This window comes from Clostridium sartagoforme (assembly GCF_004794105.1).
Classification (GTDB): domain Bacteria; phylum Bacillota; class Clostridia; order Clostridiales; family Clostridiaceae; genus Clostridium; species Clostridium sartagoforme_B.
Map to the genome: position 1 here is coordinate 1,227,731 of NZ_SRYR01000001.1, position 20,416 is coordinate 1,248,146.

General features: G+C 27.1%; 16 protein-coding genes and 1 pseudogene. 5 read left to right on the top strand and 12 right to left on the bottom strand.

Going from position 1 to position 20,416, the window contains the following annotated elements; all coding sequences use genetic code 11:
• Window positions 1-10: 10 nt before the first annotated feature.
• Both E5347_RS17225 and E5347_RS16815 read right to left on the bottom strand, forming a co-directional pair.
• Window positions 11-223: pseudogene (locus tag E5347_RS17225) on the bottom strand (HD domain-containing protein); the annotation flags it as partial.
• 6 nt (window positions 224-229) lie between these two features.
• Window positions 230-397, bottom strand: coding sequence for a hypothetical protein (locus E5347_RS16815; protein ID WP_168354908.1), 168 nt, complete (start codon window positions 395-397; stop codon window positions 230-232).
• A gap of 217 nt (window positions 398-614) precedes the next feature.
• On the opposite strand from E5347_RS16815, the gene E5347_RS17230 reads away from it, so the two are divergent.
• Window positions 615-782, top strand: coding sequence for a DUF3955 domain-containing protein (locus E5347_RS17230; protein ID WP_136005324.1), 168 nt, complete (start codon window positions 615-617; stop codon window positions 780-782).
• A 58-nt stretch (window positions 783-840) separates the two neighbouring features.
• On the opposite strand, the gene E5347_RS05455 is transcribed toward E5347_RS17230, so the two are convergent.
• The 3 genes from E5347_RS05455 to E5347_RS05465 all read right to left on the bottom strand — a co-directional run bounded on the left by E5347_RS05455 (window position 841) and on the right by E5347_RS05465 (window position 3,624).
• Window positions 841-1,131, bottom strand: a complete 291-nt coding sequence (locus E5347_RS05455) for a CD3324 family protein (protein WP_136005326.1) — start codon at window positions 1,129-1,131, stop codon at window positions 841-843.
• 191 nt (window positions 1,132-1,322) lie between these two features.
• Window positions 1,323-1,940 (bottom strand): DUF1062 domain-containing protein, encoded by a 618-nt coding sequence (locus E5347_RS05460; RefSeq protein ID WP_136005328.1) that lies wholly within the window; start codon window positions 1,938-1,940, stop codon window positions 1,323-1,325.
• Window positions 1,941-2,214: 274 nt separating this feature from the next.
• Window positions 2,215-3,624: an amino acid permease gene (locus E5347_RS05465; RefSeq protein ID WP_136005330.1), complete on the bottom strand. Its 1,410-nt coding sequence runs from the start codon at window positions 3,622-3,624 to the stop codon at window positions 2,215-2,217.
• A gap of 269 nt (window positions 3,625-3,893) precedes the next feature.
• Between E5347_RS05465 and E5347_RS05470 the strand changes: the two genes are divergently transcribed.
• On the top strand, window positions 3,894-4,598 hold the full coding sequence (locus E5347_RS05470; RefSeq protein ID WP_136005332.1) for a DUF421 domain-containing protein: 705 nt from the start codon (window positions 3,894-3,896) through the stop codon (window positions 4,596-4,598).
• Between the two features lie 133 nt (window positions 4,599-4,731).
• Here E5347_RS05470 and E5347_RS05475 read toward each other — a convergent pair whose 3' ends face one another.
• The 5 genes from E5347_RS05475 to E5347_RS05495 all read right to left on the bottom strand — a co-directional run bounded on the left by E5347_RS05475 (window position 4,732) and on the right by E5347_RS05495 (window position 11,427).
• Complete coding sequence (locus E5347_RS05475) at window positions 4,732-5,208, bottom strand: pyridoxamine 5'-phosphate oxidase family protein (RefSeq protein ID WP_136005334.1); 477 nt, start codon at window positions 5,206-5,208, stop codon at window positions 4,732-4,734.
• 732 nt (window positions 5,209-5,940) lie between these two features.
• Window positions 5,941-6,828: an AraC family transcriptional regulator gene (locus tag E5347_RS05480; protein WP_136005335.1), complete on the bottom strand. Its 888-nt coding sequence runs from the start codon at window positions 6,826-6,828 to the stop codon at window positions 5,941-5,943.
• Between the two features lie 370 nt (window positions 6,829-7,198).
• Complete coding sequence (locus E5347_RS05485; RefSeq protein WP_136005336.1) at window positions 7,199-9,109, bottom strand: right-handed parallel beta-helix repeat-containing protein; 1,911 nt, start codon at window positions 9,107-9,109, stop codon at window positions 7,199-7,201.
• Between the two features lie 27 nt (window positions 9,110-9,136).
• Window positions 9,137-10,477: a carbohydrate ABC transporter permease gene (locus E5347_RS05490; protein WP_136005337.1), complete on the bottom strand. Its 1,341-nt coding sequence runs from the start codon at window positions 10,475-10,477 to the stop codon at window positions 9,137-9,139.
• A gap of 14 nt (window positions 10,478-10,491) precedes the next feature.
• A complete protein-coding gene (locus E5347_RS05495; RefSeq protein WP_341472504.1) occupies window positions 10,492-11,427 on the bottom strand; it encodes a sugar ABC transporter permease in 936 nt (311 codons plus the stop codon).
• A 325-nt stretch (window positions 11,428-11,752) separates the two neighbouring features.
• Between E5347_RS05495 and E5347_RS05500 the strand changes: the two genes are divergently transcribed.
• From E5347_RS05500 to E5347_RS05510, 3 genes are all read left to right on the top strand, one after another.
• Complete coding sequence (locus E5347_RS05500) at window positions 11,753-13,093, top strand: extracellular solute-binding protein (RefSeq protein ID WP_136005339.1); 1,341 nt, start codon at window positions 11,753-11,755, stop codon at window positions 13,091-13,093.
• Between the two features lie 107 nt (window positions 13,094-13,200).
• Window positions 13,201-15,135 carry a cache domain-containing sensor histidine kinase gene (locus tag E5347_RS05505; protein ID WP_136005340.1) on the top strand — a complete coding sequence of 645 codons (1,935 nt, stop codon included), beginning with the start codon at window positions 13,201-13,203 and terminating at the stop codon, window positions 15,133-15,135.
• Window positions 15,128-16,681: a response regulator transcription factor gene (locus E5347_RS05510; RefSeq protein WP_136005342.1), complete on the top strand. Its 1,554-nt coding sequence runs from the start codon at window positions 15,128-15,130 to the stop codon at window positions 16,679-16,681. Before E5347_RS05505 ends, E5347_RS05510 begins: the two co-directional genes overlap by 8 nt.
• A gap of 93 nt (window positions 16,682-16,774) precedes the next feature.
• Here the strand turns inward: E5347_RS05510 and E5347_RS05515 are convergent, their stop codons facing one another.
• Window positions 16,775-18,664, bottom strand: a complete 1,890-nt coding sequence (locus tag E5347_RS05515; protein WP_136005343.1) for a beta-N-acetylhexosaminidase — start codon at window positions 18,662-18,664, stop codon at window positions 16,775-16,777.
• Between the two features lie 42 nt (window positions 18,665-18,706).
• Window positions 18,707-19,966 carry a Gfo/Idh/MocA family protein gene (locus E5347_RS05520; protein WP_136005345.1) on the bottom strand — a complete coding sequence of 420 codons (1,260 nt, stop codon included), beginning with the start codon at window positions 19,964-19,966 and terminating at the stop codon, window positions 18,707-18,709.
• Window positions 19,967-20,416 lie beyond the last annotated feature (450 nt).

A 20,416-nucleotide genomic window follows, 5' to 3' on the forward strand; every position in this document is an offset into this window, starting at 1 on the left:
CTAACTTATCGCTTATAATTAATGTTAATGCAATAATATTATTACTATTAAATCCATCACTATGAATCTTTATTGCTTCTAAAACTAAATCCTTATATTTTAATTCAATATTATTTTCTTCAAAGTAAGCCTTTGCAAAATCATAACTTCTTAATGCATGATTTTTCTTTCCTTCTATTGCTCCAGTATCATGTAGTATAGCTGCTATCTTAGCCTCTTCTATAAATTTTTAATCATAATTTAACTTTCTTAATAAAACCTCAACTAAATTAGCAACATTCTTAACATGCTCTAAATTATGATGTGCACAGCCTTTATCTAAATCTTCAAATTCTGATATTTTATTATAAATCTCGATTATTCTCGTATCTTTTACTATTTTCTCAAAGTTCTTCATTTACTGTCCTTTCTTAGTTAGCATTTCAAATCTAATTTTATTTAACATAATCCCTATTATAGTATAATTACCTGCTATATCAAGCAGTTTTTTCCAGCACATCACCTTATTGATAACATTTTATTCAACCAAGAATTTTATCATATGAACCCTTATCTTTTATTGATATTATTATACTGTACTATTATTATTTCATAAAATTGAAAGGAGTAATTATATGAAAATATTAATTTACATTCTCCCATTTATTATAGGTGCTTCTTGTTTTATAGGATTAAGTATTATGGGATCTACTATAAATTCCGATGGAATCCTTGTTGAACCATTTTTCTTCTTAATCCCAGTTGGATATATATTTCTTATAATTGGAGCATTTATGCTTTGATTTAAAGGATTAAGTAATTTATATAAAAAATAAGAGAGCCTAGTTTTAAGCTCTCTTGTTATGATCTTTCTTCAATAGTATTATTTTTCTCTTTTAAAATTATTCTGTCTATACTCTTTTTTGATAAAAAGTATTTAGCTGCCAGGTCTTTTCTACATATTCCACTTTTGTATTCAGAATAAATCCTATCATCTCTTAATTTAATCTCTTTTTTAGTAGTTGTGGTAGATCCCCAAAGCCTCTTATTTTCTTCTCTCTTAGGAATATAAATATACTCACCTTCTACATAATTTTGAATCAATTCTAATATTTCTATAGGTAATACTTCCTTTGCTGCAATATAGCACATAATGCTCCTCCTAAATATATAATTTAAATTTAGGTGTAGCAAAGGCTATTTAATTATTATTTTATATGCAATAGCCTTTGCTATGCATTTATAGAAGGTGTTGTCATATAAATCTCTCCTTTTATTCCAATATATTTACTATTTTACTTAATATCACTTTACAAATCAAGGAAACCTAAAGTTTTATAGGATTAGACAATCTCCTTTAGAAACTTAACTTCCTCTTTTATCTTAACAAAACTTATCTCCATACCATTTTTTATTTTTGTGTTTAATGAATTCTTATTATCCTTAATAATAAATTCTCCATTCTGATGCATACTTTTTATTTTACTTCTTGAAACCTCAAGCTTATCACTTAAGAATTTATCTACCCTAATATCCATTTTATAATTACAAAGAACCTCAACTGAAAGCTCATTTTCATTAATATAATACAAGTCTAGTTCACTTTCTATTATCTTATAGTTTAGACCTTCTAAAATAATTTCTGCCTTATTCTTACTATATATACTTAAATCAAAAGCATATTCTCTAGCTAAATGTTTATCGTTAGCTAGAAACTTCTTATATTCATCTTTATTAATATCCCTAGGATTTATTCTTTCATATATTGTCATATTCCAAGTAGATTTACAATTCTCACATTGATAAATTAACCATACATCAATATTGCTTTTATTTGCATTAACTCTAAATTTCTCACTATTTATATAGTATGTCTTTTCATTGCACTTTGGGCAATTTCTTTTTACTTTAGGTAAATTTTCAGGAACTACTTCCCATATATATTTTTTATTATAGCTCATATTGCGCCTCCTATTTATTAAACTCTTAGGATTTGCAAAGGCTACCTCACTATTTTATAATGCTATAGCCTCTGCTACGCATTGAAAAAATCTCTTTTCATAAATAACTCCTCCATTTCTTTGACATAAGTATATTTTAACAACGCTACTTACTTCTTTAAACCTAATACTTGTTTACTAAATAAGAATGAGCCACTAATCCTACAAAGATCAGAAAATAAAAAAACTGTCTAGTATATAATTTATTAATCATATACTAGACAGTAGTACTCTATTATTTAGATATATTTGTTCTCTTAGCTATATAAGGTAATATTAATCCTAAAGCTATTAATATAAATGGAGTTATAATATTTAATGATAGCTGGAATATATCTTTTGAATACATACCACCTATACAAGCAAAGGCTGTAAAGGCAAAGCACCAAGCTCCTAATACTATTCCTAAACTTCTATTCTTCACAAAATAATATTCTCTTTGGAATTTGTCGTCTACTCTCTTTAATGCTATATAAGCAACAAATACCCATAAATATCTTAGAGGCATACAAACTGCATTTAGTTTTACAAGCCATCTAACTAACTCATCAACACTTCCAATTCCTATTGCTGGAACTATAATTAATATTGAAACTATAACAAATATTAATTTATGTCCATTAGTGTATGCACCGTTTTTATTTTGTATAAATAACTTTTCTGGAATATATCTTCTATCCCCACTATCAAGTAACATACGTAATGGAGCATCAATTGAAATTATAAGTACAGCAAACTGTCCAATCATATTAGTAATTGCATAAGCTATAACGAATAAGTTTCCTAAGTTATAGTATTCACCTAGCTTTTGGAATGCATAATATGCTCCATTTGTCATTAAGTCACTTGGAATATTATTTGAATCAAACATCATTCCTAATGAAATTGTTCCAAGTATTGCTGTAACTGCAACCATAATAGCTAGTGCAATCATTCCCTTTGAAAAGCCCTTAGCAGGATCCTTCATTTGATTTACATAAGGTGATATCTTTTCACAACCACCAACTGAAAATACTAATATAGAAATACTTGTGAAAAATGAAACATCAAACTTTGGAATAAAGGTACTTAATGACCAGTTTATTTCATTTAATTGAGCATCTGTAATAGCTGGAGCTGCTATCATTAATAATATAAATAACATAGACATTACAAACATAGACGTCCCTGCTAAAGAAGATAATTTCTTTAATGGATTTAACCCCTTAGATGCAATATACATAGCAACAACAAAAACGATTAAACAACTTATTTGTAACAATACAGTATTCATATTACTAATTCTACTGTCTTGAAAGATAGCCCAACTTGATGCAATCATAAAACTATTAGGTTTTTGTGAAAGATATGGCATATGTACAATCCAATATGTCCAACCTGCATAGTATGCTATCTTAGGTCCTATAGTTTCTCCAACCCAAGAACTTACACCGCCACCATGACTTTTAAATGCAGATCCTAATTCTCCTACCATTAATGCATATGGTATAAAATAAATTGCAAAAATTATAAGCCAAGCTACAATTGCTTGTAATCCATTATATTCAGAAAATCCATTGATTACATTTCCAAATCCCCAGACTCCTGAAAAAGCCATTAATGCAAGGCTATACCACATAATCTTTTTACTATTGTTCTCCGGCATATTTATAACCTCATTTCAATTAAAATAATAAAAACTACAATTACGACATTGTCATAACTTGTAGTTTTTTATCATTTTAACATCTTTTTAAACTAATTTAAACAATAAAATTAATTTAATATAAATAAACTTTTATTAAATTTAATTTTTTTAAAAAATCTTATATTAAGTCATATTAAAATACCTTAAATACTTCTATTAATTTTTTTATAAATTAATGGTTAAAATAATATAAGTATTAATTTGATTACATAAAGGAGCTATTTTATATGAACTTTTTATATGGTCAAGAAACACTTACAACTTTTGACTGGGTACTTCGTGCTATTATTGCTTTTTCCTTTTTACTAATTATCGCAAAACTTTTAGGGCAGCGTTCAATTTCTCAATTAAGACTTCTTGATTTTGTTATTACTTTAGTAATTGGAAATATTATTGCTCATCCCTTATCTGATGAGAAACTTGGATTAAAAGGCTCCATTATTACAACTCTTGTTCTAACCATACTATATTTGGGTTGCATCCTCAGTATGCTTAAATCCCCTCTTCTTAGGAGCTTTTTTAATAATTCACCAACTACACTTGTTCAAAATGGTGAAATCATATATAAAGGATTAAAAAAAGCAAGAATATCAATTGATATATTGTTAGAAGAATTACGTAAAGAAAAAGTAGATGATATAAAAAAAGTAGCTTTAGCAACTTGGGAGCCTGATGGTAAAATTTCTGTTTTTCTTCAACCAAAATACGATCCCATTACCCCTTCATCTTTAGATATAGAAATAGAACCCTTTAATTTTTCAAAAACAGTTATTAAAGATGGTAAAATTAATTTCAATGAACTAAAAGAGCTTAATAAGGATGAAGACTGGCTTGTGTCTAAATTAGAAAGTTTATATAAAACTAGTATAATAAATGTTTTGCTGGCTACTCTTGATAATAAGGATAATCTAAAAGTTTTTTTATATAAGTAATGTAAAGAGACCTAATAAAACCCAACAATAAACTATTTAATGTTGGGTTTCAGAAAACTAAGTTGGAAAATATTGATAATTAAGTAGTGATGCTTTTTGCTTTTAAGTTACAAACCACTTATTATTTTAAGATTTATTTCGCCGTTTTATTGATAAAATCAATTTCATACTGCCATTCACCGTATTTTTCTTCATTGTCAGTAATCGTCCCCTCTGTCAGGGAGATACGTAAAACGATTGAATTCGGGTTGTCCTCGTCGCCATCTTCATCGAACCAATCGAAAATTTTCTTAAATTTCTCTCTAATTCTCGCGTTTTTCTCGTCCTTTACCCAGCCGAGATTTTCAGCCCTTCCTTGCAGAGAGTACCAACCAAACCCACTTACGGAAACCTCGTTGTTCTTTTCAATTTGTAGCATTTTATTTTTTCTTGCGTCCGTAGAAACATAAAATACACCGTCTTCATAATAAGCACATACCATACGGACAGCAGGACGAGGATTACCGGCAGCCGTGGAGGATAATGCTATTGTCGCAAGAGCAATAACTTCCTCTTTGTCATTTCCACAACGTTCCTCCAATAGTCTCATTGCATTTTCAAATTTGCTCATTTTAATTCTCCTTTAAATTTATTTATTTTATGCTGTAATTATAGTCAAATAACTTTTAAAGTTAACTGCGATGTATAATTCCAGCTTTAAACACAAATCAGGACTAAGGCTGCCGATTCTAAATAATGCAAAACTCTTGTTTAAATACCGTAATTTTTGATACCTAACTTACTATTCAAAATTTCATTGTATAACATCATTTAATTTCCTTGAACTTAATTATAAAACTCGACATTTTGTCAGTATCAACAAATATCTATATACACTATTATAACATATTTAGAAATAAATACCTATTATTTCTCTTATTTTTACTAATATATTTTAATATATAAAGTGAACTAACCAAGTATTATCAATAGTAAACTATTAACCTTATTTATATTACGATTCTCCATAACGGTTGAATGTGCATTTTTTACATTTTATTATTCTACATGTATTCTATGTAATTATGGTATAACTCAAAAGTATAATTTTATATATTAATATAGGCTACTTGTATTACTTAATCTCTCTTAATATGAAATTTACTACTTAATAAATAATAATAATTTAATGTTACTATTTACAGTAGTCATATTATTAAAAGCACTATTAATATTTATAATGTTACAGGATGACTAAACAACTAGAACTATATAGTAGGGTATCAAAACATATTTTCACTATGTTTTGACACCCTACATTATAGCTTCTAAATTTTTTATCTTATATTATAAATACAGTAATTTATCTTTTCTGTATTGGTACATAAATTTCCATTACAGTATCTTTTCGTCCATGACATCTCTCATCATAAAATTCGAGATCAAATTTACTTTCATCAAAAACATATTCACTATCTTTAAACCACTCTTCAAATATATATTTCCAAGTATTCTTTATTGCCTCTGGAAAGTCATTGTTATCCAAATTCTTAGATGTGTCTACTGGCGGTGTTGTAAAAACAGCATAAGTTGCTTCTGGAACTTCAACTGTTATCATATCATTAGTAACATTATCAAAATTATCAATTATAACACCAAGTAAATATACTGCATCTCCACTTTCTCCACTTTCTGGAACACATATCCCCACTTCACCATGCTTTGGAGGATTTAATATTTTATACATTTTACTTTCTAAATTTTCACCATCATAATTACTCCAAAATGAAGCTATATCTTTAGTATAATTACTATTAGTAATATTAGTTTTAATACCATACCCAGCAACCTTAAATGCAGTTTTTTTCATAATAACAGGATTCATAATATAACCTCCAAGTTCTAATTTTGATTCTTTATTAAAATAATTTCCCATACATTTCACATATTGTTTAGGGCTAAAACCAAATTCCTTTTTAAATGCTTTTGAAAAACCATTATGTGTTTTAAAACCATAATCAAGTGCAATATCTATTATTCTCTCGCCTTTAAATAAATCAATAGCAGCTAATGAAAGTCTTCTCTTTTTTACATACTCCATTAAAGTCATTCCTTTATTAATATTAAATACTCGTAAAAAATGAAAAACAGAATATCCACTGCTACTTGCTATTACTTCTGGAGTTAAATCACTTTTTATATTTTCCTCAATAAACTTAATACATTGTGATATGGCATCACTATAATTCAAATTATCACCATCCTTTTCCCACGTGGTAATTCTAATATATCACTTAACTTTTGATAATGCTGTTCCAAAATTGCTAAAGTATTCTTTAAATAAAAAAACAACTTAAGCTCTATAACTCATTAGCTTAAGTTGTTATTTAATAACCTCATTTACTTGTGATACGATTCACCTTACCCTAAGTAAATTAGTATGCACTTACACATATACAATATAGTTAACATTATTTGAATTTCAAGTTTTAATAATTTTACTAGTTATCTTTTCAATATATAATTTGCCTAATTAGGTGTTTTTTATCTTTTTATGATCAAATTCTAGTTTCATAATAATGAAATTATTTTTTTAATTATCCATTCTTTTATAGGATTCTTTAGATAAATCCATAGTTATTTTTTACTATTATATTAGAAGTGTTACCTTTCTCAAAATAAATACCATTGGAATAAGTATCTACATATTCAATTCTTTCATTATTTTCTACTACTACGTCTTTAGCCTTAACTATTTCTATAGTTCCTTGATAATACTCATCATAAATTGGCAATTCATTTTGACTTGAGCCGTAAACCCTTCCATTAAAGGTTCCTGTATTAGGATTGATTATAGTATTGTTTAAAATAAATATATCTGAGCATGAAGATAAATAAAAGGCTAGTCTTGGACAATCTACTATAGTGTTATTTTCAAAAATTATATTATTAAATATTGGATAATTACATCTTCCATCTGGAAGGTACACTCCCATATATATGACAGCCATAATCCACCTATTTAAATCACAGCTTTCTATAAAGTTATTTCTAAATATTACATTGTTTACTCCAGTGCCTTCTGCCCAACGACTTTCTGCACCAGCTTCAATTTGAATAGCAGTTCCTTGTATTTTATAAAAGCTATTCCCCTCTATTAATCCATTAGAGCCATGAATTAAAATCCCTCTTGCTCTATTTGAATGAAACTTATTGTTTCTTATAATATAATTTTCAGTACAATATCTTCTGTTAAAAATAATAGTTTTTTCATTTAAACTTTCTGGAACCTTGTCCTCAAGCTCAATAGTACAGGTTACTTCTTCTTCATTATATTTTACATACTTAACTTTCGAAGAATATCCAGTTTCACTAAAATCACCATTTCTAAATTCTAACATGTCCCCTTCACAAATAGCATTTCTTTCTTTGTCTACTCTTTTTGCTATTATGCTTTTATCTCCTATTACTTTAACTCCCATAGACGTATTGTCATGTATATTTATACAATCATCACCTGCATAACTAAATTCACAATCTTCAATAATAAAATTACCTTGTGAATTCCCTATATGGATACAGTCAGCAGAGGTAGTTATAGACCTGCTTGTTCCAGGCTTTCTTACAACCTTACATTTATTAATTATAAAATTATGCAATTTTCCTCTACCAACAATTCCACTTCCAGGGCAAGAGTATATTGTTATACTTTCTAAATTTATATTATTGCTATCTGTTAAATAAATGGCTGTTGATTCATATTCAAAATGTCTAAAGTTATATAATTGATCTTTTTTTATTCTATCTAAAGTCCAAATAAAATCAGTAGTATAAAATCTCATTACATTATTTTTGATTTTTTCCATACCTGTAATAATATTTGACAATTCTCTTACAAGCTTTTCCATATCCTTATTAGACTCTTCATCATCTGATTCAATTACATGATTATTTTTATATGGTCTAAATTCTAATCCACCTTTATTTCCTGGCTTAACTTCCTTTGGATTAAAAGGACCAACAATCCTTATCTCAAAGGAATCTTTAATATTCTTAAAGGAAGGAAATTCACAATCAAAATAGCTACCATCCTTTGCTACCTTTATTATTCTTCCAAGACTAGCTAATGGCTCTTTATCCCAATTCCAATCTAAAATCAAATTTTTAATTTCTAATCTTGTACTATTATGAATAGATATAAATTTATTATCACTAGAAAAAATAAATTCAGAACCATTACCATTAATAGTAATATCAGATAAATCATCTAATTTTATTTGTGCTTCTCCCCTATCTAAAGAAGCATTAAAATAGTATTTTCCTTTAGGTATTTCAAGGTTACTAGCTTTAATCTCCCTACAATAGTCTATTGCTTTTTTGAATGCTTCATAATTACATTTATATTTTTCTTGTGTAGCTTCAAAATCTAGAACATTTACGACAATACCATTTGTATTTTTAGGTTTTTCTACTTTTATGTTTTCTAAATCATTTATTTTTACTCTTATGCTCTCTTGTTTATTTTTCGCCATATCTTTACCCACCTTCATTATAATCTTCTATTTAAGTCCAGTTGAAGCTATACTTTCTTTTATTTGATTTGATAAAAGAATAGTTAATAAGATAACTGGTAAAATTGTTATAAGTGATAAACCTAATATAAAGTTTTGCTTTATAGATCCATTATTAGATAAATTATATAATGCAACATTTAATGTCCATAATTCTTGTTTTTCTGTAACCATCCATGCCCAGAAAAAATCATTCCAGTTTGATAGGAAGGTTTGAAGAGCTATTATTGAAATAATAGGCTTCGATAAAGGCATACAAATTTTAAAATAGCAATATAAATTTGAAGCTCCATCAACCCTTGCCGCTTCGAAAAGTTCATTAGGTAATCTATCAAAAAATCCTTTATATAGATAAATAAAGAATCCATACGGTAATAAGAATGGAAATAGCAATGCTCCGTAATTATCATATAATCCCATATCTTTAAACATTGTAAATTGTGGTATCATTATTGATGCAAAAGGAATCATCATAGTTGCTAAAAAGAAAAACAACAATGGATTTGAAATTTTCTTTGGTAACAATCTAGATAAAGAAAATGCCGTTAATGAACATAGTACTGTTTGTGTTAAAATAGCCCATAATATTACTATTACTGTATTCAAAACAAAAACTAAGAAGCTATATTGACTAATAGCTTTATTTTGTGAATAAGCATAAGCTGGTAATTTATGATAATGTGCAAAGCTTTCTAGTAAAAGAAAATTATTTTTCTTTTCAGTTAATCCCATAAAATCACCAGAGGTTTTGAAATCACCATTTAATAAGTTATCCATTCTAGGTTCAAAGTCACTAGTTCCAAATTTTGAATTATCGTAGCTTTCCTTTACCCCATTTATATTAAAATCATATTTTATATTGTTCATTGCCTTGTTGTATCTATCGTTTGTTAAAACAACATCCTTATTTATAACCGAATTAGCATAAACTCCAAAATCTCTTTCAAGTTCTAACTCCATTTTGTGAGCTCTTGAGTAATAAACAGTCTTATTATCCTTTACTCCATAAAATTTTACTTCATAAATAGAATCTCTTTTAAAATCATTAATTGTTGAAAACATGGATAAAACTGTGTCTTTCTTTATTGTCTCTAAAAACTCATCTTCATCCTTTCCAGTATAATTATCGTAATTTAAAACAATAGAAATACTTTTTGCACTATCTGGTAATATACTTGGAGGCATATCATAAATCTTAACATTATCCTTTAATGAATTACTTGCAATATAAAATAAAGGATATAATATTGCAATGGCAAACAAAATTGTAAAGATATATGCAACTACTTTTAATCCTTTATTATTATTTAATTTCTTTTTACTTTTCATCTCTATCCCTCCTCCTAATTTCTTTCTGATTTATCTAGCTTCATTTGGAATATTGTCATTACTGCTATTACTGCAAATAATATCATTGAAGCAGCAGCACCTTTACCATAATCTAAATCTTGTTTAAAAGCATTGTAAATGAAAATACCCATAGAGGTTGATGAACCACTTGGACCACCTGATGCAAATTGATAAGGAGCATCTAATATTTGCATAGCTCCAATAACAGCTAATACTAATTGAATTATTATTATAAACACAATATTAGGTAATATTATATATCTTATCTTTTTAAAACCAGTACATCCATCAAGTTCAGCTGCTTCAAAAACTTCAGCTGGTATACCTTGAATAGCAGCTGTATACATAAGTACTGCAATTCCTCCACCTATTACTCCTGGGAAAATTATTGCAAATTTCGTTAAATCAGGATTACTAAGCCATAGCTGTGGTTCTGCTCCAAAGAATTTTAATATTTGATTTGCTAGACCATAATCAGGACTCCAAATCCATTTCCATATAATAACATTAACAGACATAGGAATTACTGCTGTAACTAAATAAACAGTTGTAAACAATTTCTTTCCTTTTAATATTTCATTCAAAAACAAAGCTTGAATTATTGGCACAAAGAAAACTAATGTTAAAGTTAATATTAAAAAAACAAATGTATTTTTCCAAGCATCCCAATAGAAATGTGTTTGAAATAAATTAGCATAATTTTCGAGTCCTACAAATTCTCCTGGTGGATTTATTGCATCATATCTAAATAACGACATATAAAACGATTTAAATATAGGTATATACCTAAGCCAAAGAGTAAATATTATTCCTGGAATTAAAAATAAGAAAGGTGAAATTTTTCTCATAACATTCTTATATTTAACCTTTTTATTTTTATTAGGATTTTTTTTATTAATTAAACTCTTTTCTAAACTTTTATTCAACATATTTGTCCTCCCCTATTTGCTTATTTAAATTATCTGATATTATAAGTGTAAGCGATTACTAATTTTTATTAAATGTTGTAAATTTAAGAAAAAAGGTGCTATCTTTCAAGAAATATCTGTATATATTGACCTCACTTATACTAAAGGTTAAATTTATGTACTATATATCAATTTTCAATACCTTTAGAAGAAATATTAATAGTTAATTTTAGATACCATTTGTTAATTTTAAATCGTTTACATTACGTGCTGTTTTTTTGTATACTTATCTCATCAAGCAAGATAACAGTGCATTGATAATTTAAAAGGTATAGGGGGATTTCATATGTTAAGTAAAAAACTAACTAAATTACTTGCTACATTTTTAGTTGTAGGTATTAGTATTGGCGCATTAGCTGGTTGTTCAGGTAAAACTGCTAAGGAACCAGAAAACTCTGATAAAGAGGTAGAATTAACACTTTGGGTCACAAGTAGGGAGCAAGATGACTTTACCGCTAGTGTAGAAAAAGAATTTTTAGAAAAATATCCAAATATCAAACTTAACAAGGTTGTTAAGGAGGGAGATCCAGGTAATGAATTTTACCAAGGTGTTGCAGCTGGAAATGCTCCAGATTTAATAGACGTATCCTTTACAATGATGGACAAATATATGAAGGCTGGTATTCTTGAACCACTTGATGACTATATAAGCAAGTGGGATGAAGGAAAAGGATTATCAAAAAAATATCTAGACATGCTTTCCTTAGATGGAAAAGTATATGGTATTCCATCACAAGTAAATCCAATGTTCTTTGGTTACAATAAGAAGCTCTTTGCTGATTCAAGTATTACATCTGTTCCAAATACTTGGGATGAAGCTTTAGCTGATGCAAAAAAATTGACTATCCCTGAAAAACAACAAGCAGGTTACGGAATACTTTCTGCAGAATGGACAGAATGGTTCTTCCAATATTATGTTTGGCAAGCAGGTGGAGATTTAACTAAACAAAATTCTGATGACACTTTATCTTTAACTTTTACAGACCCAGCAGTTATAAAAGCTGCAGAATTTTATCAAACTTTAGTAAAAGAAAAGGTAATTCAATCAGATTTAACTTTGAAATTTAATGATTTAATTCCTCAATTTGCAACAGATAAGATTGCTATGATGCCTTTTGCCGGTGACTGGGTAAGTTGGGCAACAAGCCTTGGTATGAACCCTAATGATATTGGTCTTGCTTTATTCCCTGCTGGTCCTTCTGGAAAACATACAACAGCTATTGGTGGAAATGCAAGAGTTATAAATGCTAAAACAACTCCTGAAAAGAAAGATGCTGCATTCAAATATATAAGTTTTTATGAAAGTAAAGAAGAAAAAACAAAGTTCTATAAAAATATTGAAAGCAAGGGTGTTGTAAATCCTGTAATTATTCCAAGAGATGATTTATCTTTAGATGATATAGTTAAAATGCCAGAAGAATATTCAAAGGTATTAAATGATATTCAAGATGAAGGAAGACTTGAATTCTATGGAAAGGCTACTGTTGCTTCTTATATAGATAAGGCAGTACAAAAAGTAATTTCAGATCCTACTGCTGATCCTACTAAGGAATTTAAAAGTGCTCAAGATTTAGCTGAAAAAGAAGTATTAGAAAAGTTTAATAAAGACATTAAAGCTAATAAATAATTATAAATAAAAAAGCCCTAGATTATAAGTAATCCATTATCAGTCTAGGGTTTTATTTGTTTTTATGTTATAATTTTACTACATTATTTTTTTATTGGAGATTAAAGATGTTTAAGATATTTCAACATAAATCTAATCTATTAAATAAAATTATCATATACTTTAGAAAAGTACATATTTTAAAAAGACTTCTTATTTCTTTTTTAATTGTTATTTTAGTACCTACTATTATAATTGCAACATTTAACTACAGAACTTATTCTAAAGAAATGGAAAGCACTATTACATATTATTTAGAACTTTTAACTGAAAATATATACGAAATACTATTAAAGGAAATGGAATATTATGAGAACTTATCCTATAAGGTTTATAAAGATGAGTATATCTCCTCTCTCCTTATAGAAAATGAAAAAATAGCTTTAAATAAAGAATCTACTACAGAAGATAAATCCAAATATGAACAAAACAAAAAAATAATAAATGATATGCTTTTTACTTTAACCTCAGATCATGAATATGTAAGTAATGTTCAAATTATAACGCCCTATGACCAATATACTCAAATTAGCCGAGATGAAAGAAAAAAAGGTGCAATAATTTCAAATTTAAATATCTTTAGAAATTCACCTGAATATACCGATGCTATAAATAATAATGGTTATCCACTTTGGTTTGATCAACCTCAAGGGCAAACTATCTTCTTAAATCAAAATAATAATAATCAAACTATCTTTAATCATATTAGTATGTCTAGGTCCTTAATAGATTTCCACACAGGTAAAACCTTAGGTGTTATACATATGAATATAGATTTAAGATTTTTAATAAACATAAAAGGAATTAAATTTGATAACAAAGGTAATATTTTATTTATGTCAAAGGCTGGATCATTAATGTCTCTTAATGAAAACGTTAAAATCCCTGCAATTTCGCAAGACTCTGAAATTGTAGAAAAAATATACTCAACTTCTTCTGGCTCTTTAACGGAATATATAAGTGGTAAGCCTTATTTAATCTATTTTAAACAGTTACCTAATTCCCCCTATTATCTTATTTATATAATAGATAAATTATCTATTTTTAGTAGCAGTAAAACTATATTTAAGTTAAACTTTAACGTTTTACTTATATGTACTTTTCTGGCTCTTATACTAGCTTATATGGTTACTTTAAGTATTATTATTCCTTTAAATAAGCTAAAGAAAAACATGGATAAGGCTGCTAGAAAAAACTTAAATGTCTTTTATGAGGACAATTCAAATGATGAAATAAGTAATTTAGGTAATGATTTCAATAATATGATAGGTGATATTGAATCCTTAATTGATAATTTATATAAAGCTGAAATTAATGAAAAAACCTTAAATTTTAGAAAGAAAAATGCTGAATTAAATGCCTTACAAATGCAAATTAATCCTCATTTTTTATATAACACCTTAGATTTAATTAGATGGGAATCTATGTATGAAGTAAATGGTGAGAGTAAAGTAAGTACGATGATAGAAGACTTTTCTAAACTACTTAGATTAAGTGTAAAAAAGGGCAATGATCTTGTCACTATAGCTGAAGAAATTAATCATATCCAAGCCTATTTAAAGGTTATAAATTATAAATATACTAATAAAATCCTATTAAAAACTAACTTGAATTTTGATATTTCACAATATAAAATTTCAAAATTAACCTTTCAACCTTTAGTAGAAAATTCAATTATACATGGTTTTGTAAACAATCCATTAGATAAAACTATAGAAATTAGCGGTTCAGTAGTTAATGAAAAAATAGTAATCACTATTAAAGATAATGGTATAGGTATGGAGGAAGATAAAATAAAGGAAGTTAAAAATAGTTTAAGTAATAAAACTATCATTACTAATAAAATAGGTATTTGTAATGTTAACGAAAGAATTAAGCTTTATTCAAGTGATAAGTTTGGTTTAAGTATCTATAGTAAATATGGTGAAGGGACAATTATAACCATTACCTTTCCTACTACTATTGATACTAACTCAGTATCTAAGGAGGGTCTATATGTATAAAATGTTAATTGTAGATGATGAAGAAATTGTAGTAAATGGTTTAAAACGGTTTGTTAATTGGGAAGCTCTTGGTTATGAAGTTGTAACTAGCTGTACTTCCGTTGATGAAGCTGAAATAATATTAAAGGAAAATAATATAGATGTTGTACTAACTGATATAAATATGCCTATTAAATCTGGTTTTGATTTACTTCAAATTTTATGTACAAGCTTTCCTTCTGTAAAATCTATAATATTAAGTGGCTATGAAGATTTTGCTTATGCTAAAAAGGCTCTTAAATTTGGTTGCTTTGATTATCTAACAAAGCCTGTTAATTTTAGTGAATTAACTGAAATGTTTGAGAAATTAAAAAAAGTTCTTGATTCGAAAAAAAATAGTGAAACTACAAATATGGATTATATTAATATAAAACAAAATATATTGTTAAATAACATATTATGCGGTTCTATAAAGCCTACTGCTTTAGAAAATTTTAATAATATAAAGCTAATAAATGAACCTTATTTTATTATAAGATTAAATATTAACTACAATATTAACCAATATAATGATTTTGTTAGTATCCAAAACATTATTTATTGTAATTTGAATGAAATATTAAAGAGATTTAGTAACTTTTATTATATTGTTGAAAATATAAAAGATTTATCAGTAATAGTTTATCCAAAAAGTAAGCATTTAAATTTATCTAATGAATTATTTGAGTTATGCAAAAATGTTTTAGATTCAACCTTTACTAAAGTAAATATAGGGATAAGTAATATAGATAACGATATTAATAATATTTCCTGTCTATATGAAAATAGCGGTATTGCACTTCTACAAAGCATTAATAAAAATGAAATTTCAGTTTTAAACTTTAATGATTTAAAGGGTTTAAAGGATGAATTTCTTCCATTAAGCTCTTATGAAAAGCAAGAATTTACTAAGTATTTATCTTCTCTTAATACAGATGGTTTTATTGCTTATTCAAAATATTTATTAAATAAAACTTCTACTAATTTAATTTTAGGAAATAATGAACTTTATTCTCTTGCTATCGAACTGACTGTAATTACTTGTAATTATATTTCTAACTTTAGTTTTGAGAAAAAATTTGAATTTCAAATAGAAGATTTCACAAAAAATCTACTAAAAAATAGAACTAAAAATAGTATAATAGATTTTTCTTTAAATACCCTTTATAGATTATCCAATAAACTAAATGATATTATTGCTTCTTGTAGTAATAATATTATAGATAGTGCTATTTTATTTATAAATCAAAATTATTGGAAGGATATTAGTTTAAATAGCCTATCAGATGTACTATATATTCATCCTATTTACTTAAGTAGACTCTTTAAAGAAAAAACTGGTCAAAATTATATTAAATATTTAACTGATGTTAGAATAGAAAAAGCTAAGGCTTTATTAAAGGATAGAAATTTAAAGATTTATTCCATTACAGAGCTAGTTGGATATGAAAGCCCTAAATATTTTAGTAAGGTTTTTAAAGAAACCGTAGGACTAACTCCTAAGGAATATAGAGATAGCTTAAATTAAATGAAAGTGGCAGGCTACCTAAATTTCTTTAATTAGAAATAGTCATAGTCTACCACTCTATTTTAAAGGGGAAATTACTTTATTAAATTTAAATTACCAAGTTAAAGTATTTTGTGTAACTATATCTTTATATCTTATATAAGAAATTAATTTGCATTCTTCTGAAAAATTATTAAGGAAATATAATATTTCTTCTTCAAGCTCTTCAATAAAATCAATATTTCCAGTTAAATATTCTTCTAATCTATAGCTTGCTGAATCTAATCTAGCTTTAATTCCTCCAAGCCTTATATCAATCACTTCAAAGCCTTGACCCTTACATTCTTTATACCATAGCTTTCTATAGCTATTATGAAAATCATCTAATCTTCTTATTAATTCCTTCAAAATGTAAGTTTGTATATTTTCAAGCTCTATCTTGTCTTTATTTAAGTAAGCTTTTCTTAAGTTAATTCCTATTTCCGCTTTTAACTCTAAGAAGCTACTTAATTTTGAAAAGGTTAAATACATTTCTTTATATTCTTCTGTTTTTTCAGATATCTTTTCATATTCTTTTGCTAATTTATTATAATGTGAATTTAACTCTAATCCTTCAATATGTTTATCAAAGGCTCCTAGTAATATATCTTGATAAGTTAAGTATTTTGATGGATTTGCTTCCTTTAAATTAGGATATTTAACTGTTGGAACTAAATCTAGCTTCTCTAATGCAAAGAAATCCTCCATTGATAAACCTGTTAAAAACTCACATCTTCTATTTAACCAATCATCGTCTACTTCTTCATAGTAGCTATGCTCTGCAAAAAGCATTAACCCTAATAAAGATACATTTAATGGGGCCTCTGATCCATCATCTCCCCATAATGTTACAAGTACTTCATTTATATTTTTAGCCTTACATAACTTTAAAGCAGCATTAGTTGTTGCAAATGTTTTTGAATAAGTAGGAGCATATCCAAGCCATCTCCAAGATCCACCTGCAAATACTATATTATTATTAAATCCTTCTCTAATTTTTAATAACTTTTCATAAACCTCTTCATCGGAATTATAGTAATCCCAGTAAACTAAGCTTACTTCCTTAGGAATATTACTTGAAATTTCCTCTGTTATAACCGTATCTAAATCATAATAATTTCCATTTGGTGCACCAGCTCTAAAAAACATGTCATCCCACATCATTGGTTTAAAATTATATTTTTTACAAATTTCATTTACAATATTTAAATGTTCAATCATTAACTCATGATGTGATTTGTATCCATTTTTACTAATAGACTCACCTCTTCCTAAATCAAAGGCTTCATCCATACCAATATGAATATTATTACTTCTAAATACTCCTCTAAGAGTTGAAATCATTGCTTCAATAAATTTATATGTCTTTTCTTCACCTACTAAAAGAACATCTGCTGTATCTCTAAAATCCTTTGCATACTCATATTTTAAAGTTTGCTTTAAATGTGCAAGGGTTTGAATACAAGGAATTACTTCAATACCTAGTGAATAAGCATAATCATCAATCTCTTTCAATTCAGCCTTAGTATATTTCCCCCTTAAATATCCAAAATATTCATATCCATCAATTTCATAGGTATCTTCAGTATATAACATAAATCTTGAATGCCCCATTAAAGCAACTTTTACTAATAATTTTTTGATTTCTTCTACTTTATATACTGCATTTCTTGAAACATCAATCATCGTTCCAACTGATTGTATTAATGCTTTTTCATTAAGCTCAAAGTTTTCTTTTCCTTCCTTTATAAACTGAGCATACAAGCTTAAAGCTCTAAATAAATTATTTCTATTTTTATATTTTATATAATTTTCACTACCATACTTTATTTCTATATCATTAACAGAATTTTCCAAAACATCAAATTCTATTGATTCATTTTCATATAGAATGTCTATATTGATTATTTTACTTACATCCTTTAGGACACTTTTTATTTCTTCACTTAATCCATTATAATTCATTTATTTCCTCCTTAAAAAGCAAAAAATTATTTATTTGAATTGTTACTTTTCTAATCTTTCTTTTATAAATTCATCAATGTTAACAATTACATTATTAAGCCTAGAATGTTCAGCAGCAAAAGCCATTACATGACTTTCTACACTTTTACTTGCTGTAGTTTTTATATCAAAATCATTATCTAAAATACTTTTGAAAAATGCCTCTATTAATTTAGTATCACCACCATTATGCCCACCTTCTACCTTAATAGGATGTATGGTTGTTTTTTCTCTTTTACCAAATCTTTTTACCTTTATAGTATTTTTTTCATCATTTCCTCCAACCTCACCTTTTGTAAACATAAGCTTTATTGTTCTATTACAATCTAAAGTAAAGGCTGATAAATTGAAAGTTGCTGTTACACCGTTTTCATATTCTAGTATAGTTGTCATATGATCTACTACATTATTGTCACATTTATAAACGCACTTTCCGTAATCACCATTCCTCAAGGCATTAACAATATTTTCCCTAGTGGGATTTGGATCTAAGTAATTTAGCATAATTGGAGCTTCTCCTAAATATAGTTTAACTGCTGAGTAAGGGCAAGACTCTTCAATACTACAATCTAAACAACGCTCACTCATTGTATTCTTATCATAATGCTTACTACATAACTTACTTAAGCTTCCAAAAGCAGCTATTTTCTTGCATTTAGAAGAAGCTAACCATGTTAATATATCCATATCATGACAGCTTTTAGATAAAATTAATGGTGAAGTTTCATCTGAATTTTTCCAGTTCCCTCTTGTAAAGCTATGTGCATAATGCCAGTACCCTATATTTTCATTATGTTGAATGCTCACTAACTCACCAAGTTCTTTACTTTCAATAATTCTTTTTATTTCTTCAAAAAAAGGTGTATACCTTAATACGTGTGCTATCATTAACAATTGATTAGGATGTTTTTTTGCTAGTTCCCCAAGCTGAATACATTCATCTAAATTATTAGTCATTGGCTTTTCTAAAAGTACATGATATCCTTTATCTAAAGCTAATTTACAAGGCGAATAATGATCTTCGTCATTATTTGCAATTATCATAACCTCTCCAAGTCTTTCTTCATCTTTAACTTCCTTCCAGCTACAAAATGTTTTTTCTTTTGGAATATCAAAAGCCTCTGCAATCATTTTTCTTTTTTCTTCATTGGGCTCTGCCACTGCTACTACCTTTGCAATTTCTGGATTATTAAGTATATATTTTGAATATACATCCTTTCCTCGAGCTCCAGCACCTACTAATACCACATTGATTTTACTCATAAAATATCCCCTTTTTTAATACTTAAATTATATATTTTCATTATATAACTTTAAAAATTAATATATTAGTATCATTTTTAACTTTTTACCCTAATTTATTAAGATGTTAAAAAACCTATAATTGTAGTAATTTCAATAAAATATTATACTCTTTGTAATTTGGGGGATCATTTTATATGAATAAACTCTATAGTGTTATAAGTGTTGAGAAATATCAATTTTAATATTTTCGATGATAAGATCATCCTTATCCATATAATACTGACATAGTATCACTACAATAATTTTCATGTCTAAATGAGTTATTAATGATTCCCCCCTCCTTCTCTATAAAAATCACAATATTTAGCTTCATTCTCGATACCTCTATATTTCTTCCTACATAAATTAAGAAGTCTTGCATAATCTTTCATTTTGCTACCTTAAGTAATTCTATTTCTTTGTACATTG